The 514-nt window shown below is 42.2% G+C and carries 1 pseudogene; it reads left to right on the plus strand.

Annotation, left to right across the window (positions count from 1 at the left end):
* A pseudogene (locus tag GMD6S_RS13160) lies at positions 1-72 on the plus strand (glycoside hydrolase domain-containing protein); the annotation flags it as partial.
* Positions 73-514 lie beyond the last annotated feature (442 nt).

Consider the following 514-nt stretch of genomic DNA (forward strand, 5'->3'; position numbering starts at 1 on the left):
ATTCAACACCAAGACCTCTTGAAAGCTGAGCAACTGACCTTCACCCTCAGCTGGCTACCAAACCACTCCTAACCCAAAGAACCTTTGCATCGCGCAAAGGTTCTTCTTTTATGAAACTTGGACTTGAAGTTGATTCACAAGCTGACTCTCTACAGTTATCCACAACTTGTGGATAAGAAAACATGCCTAAAAATCAGCTTCTCCAGAAGTTAGCTCTTAGACTTTGAACCTGTCACCCTCAGGCAGACCTGCTCAAATCCCTACTAGACTAAGATTTCTACTAGAAAGCTAGCCCGTTACTAGTTTCCGGGGCAATTCTCAAGACCCCTCTAGGATATTAGCTAAATGTCCTGTTCCCCCTAGACTTATCCACAGACTGTGCATAAACTATTGTTCCAGACTGCTCTCTTTGACTATAACAAAAATCGATAGCAACGTCAATATGACTAAGATCCCTTCCTAAATCCCCTGAAAAGATTCTATAATTTGTACAATCGTAGCTTTTGCATTCGCC

It is taken from the genome of Streptococcus sp. GMD6S, assembly GCF_000297015.1.